The 4,385-nt window shown below is 49.0% G+C and carries 4 protein-coding genes and 1 pseudogene; 1 reads left to right on the forward strand and 4 read right to left on the reverse strand.

Going from position 1 to position 4,385, the window contains the following annotated elements; all coding sequences use genetic code 11:
- Nucleotides 1–90 (forward strand): annotated as a pseudogene (locus H6F67_RS26705) (IS1 family transposase); the annotation flags it as partial.
- On the opposite strand, the gene H6F67_RS26710 reads toward H6F67_RS26705, so the two are convergent.
- The 4 genes from H6F67_RS26710 to rppB form a co-directional block, all read right to left on the reverse strand.
- On the reverse strand, nucleotides 66–1,211 hold the full coding sequence (locus H6F67_RS26710; protein WP_190769696.1) for a cation:proton antiporter: 1,146 nt from the start codon (nucleotides 1,209–1,211) through the stop codon (nucleotides 66–68). The pseudogene H6F67_RS26705 and the gene H6F67_RS26710 overlap by 25 nt on opposite strands.
- A gap of 136 nt (nucleotides 1,212–1,347) precedes the next feature.
- Nucleotides 1,348–2,832 (reverse strand): mechanosensitive ion channel family protein, encoded by a 1,485-nt coding sequence (locus tag H6F67_RS26715; protein WP_206753949.1) that lies wholly within the window; start codon nucleotides 2,830–2,832, stop codon nucleotides 1,348–1,350.
- Nucleotides 2,786–2,926 (reverse strand): hypothetical protein, encoded by a 141-nt coding sequence (locus tag H6F67_RS27525; protein WP_206753950.1) that lies wholly within the window; start codon nucleotides 2,924–2,926, stop codon nucleotides 2,786–2,788. Before H6F67_RS27525 ends, H6F67_RS26715 begins: the two co-directional genes overlap by 47 nt.
- 112 nt (nucleotides 2,927–3,038) lie before the next feature.
- Nucleotides 3,039–4,385 (reverse strand): two-component system sensor histidine kinase RppB (gene rppB, locus H6F67_RS26720; protein WP_206753951.1); only part of this gene is annotated, 1,347 nt, incomplete at its 5' end.

The raw sequence follows: 4,385 nt of genomic DNA on the forward strand, positions 1-4,385 counted from the left end.
AAGACACTCTCGTTCTCAAAGAAGCTTGCTAACCATATTGGAGCAATTTGGTACTTCATCCACCACTACAATGCGAGTTTACAACCCTGAATCATTACTTCTACATCTCTACCTGTGAGTGAAATGGCAAACAAAGAAGCCATTGAAGCGGCAACAATGCCACGTGGTGCAATCCAGGCTAGCAAGCATCGTTGCTTCCAGCTAAAGCTTTGTTCCCAGGTCGATAACAGGATGTTGATCGGTCGTACAACCAGCATCAAAGTCAGAACTGTCAGCACACTTTTCCAACCCAAAGCAAAGAGACTGGCGATCGACAAATCAGCCGCCAGTAAAACAAACAAAATCGAGTTGGCTAGAATACCCAACTGTTCATTAAACTGCCGGATCAAGCGTTCTTCTGGAATCGTAGCCGCTCGTAGAATCACACCCATCAACACGGCGACTAATAATCCTGATTCGCTTCGCAATGCCTGTGCCAAACTGAAAGCTCCCCACACCGCCGCTAAGACCACCAGGTTTTTCAATTCTTGCGGCAGAAATTTCGATTGCTTCAGCAACAAACTGAGTAAACTGCCTGCGCTCACTCCGAGCGCAACCCCAATTCCTAACCTTAAACTCAACCCTTTTAACAGGAACAATGGGATCGCGGTTCCAACTAAAACCAGCGGTACTTCATGCTGACTCAAAACGATATTCAGCACAATCACTGCAACGATCGCACCGATTGGATCGATCAGAATGCCTTCGCCTTCTAACAGAGTTGCAACCCGTTGTTCAACCCCAATTAACTTGAGTAGGGGAGTGACTACGGTTGGCCCAGTTACCACCACTAACGAGGCGTAAAGAAACGCGATCGCCCAGGGAAACTGACTCAATTCATGCGCGGCGATCGCACCACCCAGCAGGGTAATGAGTACTCCCACTGTGACAAGATTGCGAAGGCTCACTGAAACGCTGTTCAATTCACGAATCTGAAAATTTAGCCCGCCCTCAAATAGAATTAGAGCGATCGCGAGCGAAACGATGACTTCTAAGCCGCTGCCAAGTCGTGACGGCTCAAGCAGGCCTAAACCGCTAGAGCCTAAAGCAATCCCAAACAGCAATAGAAAAACAATGCTGGGGATCTGAAGAAATCTAGCTAAAACCTGAGCGCTAATTCCAACCACTACGGTTGTACTGATCAAAAGCGTAACGAGTAAAGAGTCTTCCATCACAATTGAGTACAACGCGAATTAAACTGGCTGGGCGATCGAGCTTTTAGAAGAGGTGAGCAAACATCGAGGGTGATTACTGCGATCGATCGCCATTCAAATGTTGATTAGACTGCTGTGTGAGTAGCGCTTCTGTCTAAGGTGAAAGGCTCAATGTTCCCGATCGCAAATGCAGGTCTCGCTGCGGGAAAGGAATTTTGATTTCTCGCTCTTGCAGTAGTTCAAAGATGCGAAAATACAGATCGCTTTTGAGGATAAACTGGCGACTTGGTTTCCTTGTCCAAACCAGCAAATCAAAGTTAAGCGCACTCTCGCCAAAGCCCAGGAAAAAGACTTGAGGTGCGGGATTTTGCAGCACTTCAGCATGACTTTGAGCCGCCTCCAAAAGAACGGCGCGAACCGCTTGCGGATCGGCACTGTAAGCAACGCCGACAGGCAAATGTAGCCGAGAAATTGGATTGCGGTGGCTCCAGTTGATCACTTCCTCTTCTAGAAACCGAGAGTTCGGTACGATAATTGAGACGTGATCGAGGGTGCGAATTTCTGTGCTGCGTCCGCCAATTCGCTCTACCGTTCCCTTGGAGTTACCGATCTCAACAAAATCTCCAACTTGAATTGGACGCTCCAGAATTAACACTAAGCCGCTGCCAAAGTTCTTGGCAATGTCCTGAAATCCGAAGCCAATTCCAACCCCTAAAGCGCTTGCCAAAATCGTCAGTGAGCTAATATCTAACCCCCAAATTTGAAGCACAATTAATGTGCCGATCGTGATCAGACCGTATTTGGTCAAAATGGCGATTACTTCCTGTCCACCTCGGCTGAGTCCGGCCAGATGCAGCACTCGCGATCGCAATAAATTCGTGATGGTTCCAGCCAGCGCGACCAGTCCAGCAATTAAACCTGCAAGCAGCAGCAGATCCGTCACCGAATAAGCGTTTCTGCCCAGGCTGACGATCGGCGAGGTGAAGCTGGACTTGAGAGCATCCGTCACCTGATAGCTCCAAGCGCGAGTGACCGGAAACAAATTGGTGATGTACAGCGTGGCGATCGTCCAAAGCCCCACACGAGCGATCGTCACCAGCAGCTTCAGCAAATCTTCGAGCGGACGGGAAGACGACTCTGCCTGAATGTCCACTGGAGTCGAAAATCGCCGCTGTAGCGATCGCAAGACGCGCCGCTGCATCGCGCCCAGCAGCCAGTGGAGGAGCATCACGCCCAGCCCAATGCCGATCGCAAAGCGCGTCATTTCCCGCAAATAGGTAGGGCTGCGTTGACTTTGCGCCTGTTGCAGGGCATCTTGAAGCCGCTGTGCCCAAACTGCCGCTTGCTCGTCGGGAGTGCGACCTGGCATCGCATCTGCTTCGGTGACGGTGAGCAGGTAGCGATCGTTGAGCAGCAGCGTCGGCGAGTCGTTGCGCTGCTCCACCCTGACGCTGGGTGGACGAGGCGATCGCACGGCATCTATTAGCTGGAGGTTGATCAAACTAGCTCGATCTTGAGCGCTGTACTGACCGGAACTGCTGACCTCAAAGAGGGCTTGACCATCTAAGGTAATGGTGGCATCGGCAGGCGGGTTAGTCGGTTGGGCGATCGCGGGAGACAGCCAAATTGTCAGGATCAACGAAATCGCGATTCCGATACGGGCGATCGATCGAACAGTCCGCTGTAAAGATATTAAATTCCACATTGCTGTTGTTAAAAAGCTGGGTATCCAAGCTATCAACTCTTAATTCAATTCACAATTTCAACAGTCTCAAGATAGAGTTAACCTGCCCCAATATTGAAGCTGCTCATTCGCGATCGACGCTAGAGAACTGGCAGGCATCTTCACATCAAAGGTAGCCGAATTGTAAAGGTGCTGCCTTTGCCAAGCTCACTGCGAACATGGATACTGCCGCGATGAGCTTGAGCGATCGCCTGAGCAATTGATAAGCCCAAACCCGATCCTCCTGTTCGGCGCGATCGATCCGGTTCTAAGCGATAAAAGCGATCGAAAATTCGGGCTTGATCGGCTGGCGCAATTCCTACACCAGTATCTTGAATTTGAATCATGGCGTGGCGATCGTCTCGATTGAGTGAAACCGCAACTCGCCCACCTTCTGCTGTTGCTTGAATCGCATTCATGATTAAATTACTCACTAATCGATAAAGCTGTTCTTGATTGCCGAGTACATAGGCAGGCTGCTGTAAGTTAATCTTCATATTGAGGCTAATTCCTGATTGAATTGCTAAAGGTGCAAGTTCTTCAACCAAGTCAGCAATTAGATCGTTCAGACAGCAAGACACTTGTTCTACCTGCTTAAACTCCTCAATTTGTGATAGCAACAGCAAATCTTTAACCAGTTGTGAAAGACGCAAAGTTTGTCTTTGAATAATAGCAAGTACGCCTTCGTTTGTTGTTGAAGCAAAGTTAGCTCGACGTTGAAGACGCATCGTAGATTCAATTGTTGCCTGAATCGCGGCCAAAGGAGTCCGAAACTCATGAGCAGCATCCGCCGTAAACTGCTGCATTCGCTGATAGGACTGATGAACAGGCTGCATTGCTAATCCTGCTAGCCACCAACTTGACCAAGCAACCAACAGCATCGCGATCGGACAGCCTAACAGCAACGTCCAGCGTAAAGCCGCTAGGTTTTGGTCAAGGTCGTTCAGCGATCGCCCAACCTGCACATAGCCCCAAGGTCGATCGCGATTATCCAACCGTGCGGAAATTTGCCGATAGCGAACGCCTTGGCTATTGATGAGCGTTTGCCACTGCACATTTCCAGCGGGAGCCGGATCGAGTTGAACACCCACAAGCGAAATTACTTTTCCATTCGGATCGAGAATGCGAATGTAATAATCAACCGAATTAGGAACTTCAAGGAATGCAGGCTGATCTGCTGAAGATGTAGGTAGGCAATCTGCTTGATCTAAACACAGTCTTGATGACAAGTAATTTGTGAATTGCTGTAGGCTTTCGGGTTGCTCAAGTGCAGGTTCAATTTGATCGGCTAGAATTTGCGAAACGCCCTCTAATCCGCGATCGATTGTTCTTTGAAAAGCCTGAGCGACCGTGTAATACAGCAATCCTAAATAGGAGATGAACAGTAGCCGTACATAAATGCTTTGGCAAAAGCAAAGGTTTGACAATGTGTGACTAATTGAAACAGAAACTTGACCGACCCAAATCTT

Source organism: Microcoleus sp. FACHB-1515 (assembly GCF_014696105.1).
In the GTDB taxonomy this organism is placed as follows: domain Bacteria; phylum Cyanobacteriota; class Cyanobacteriia; order Elainellales; family Elainellaceae; genus JAAUTJ01.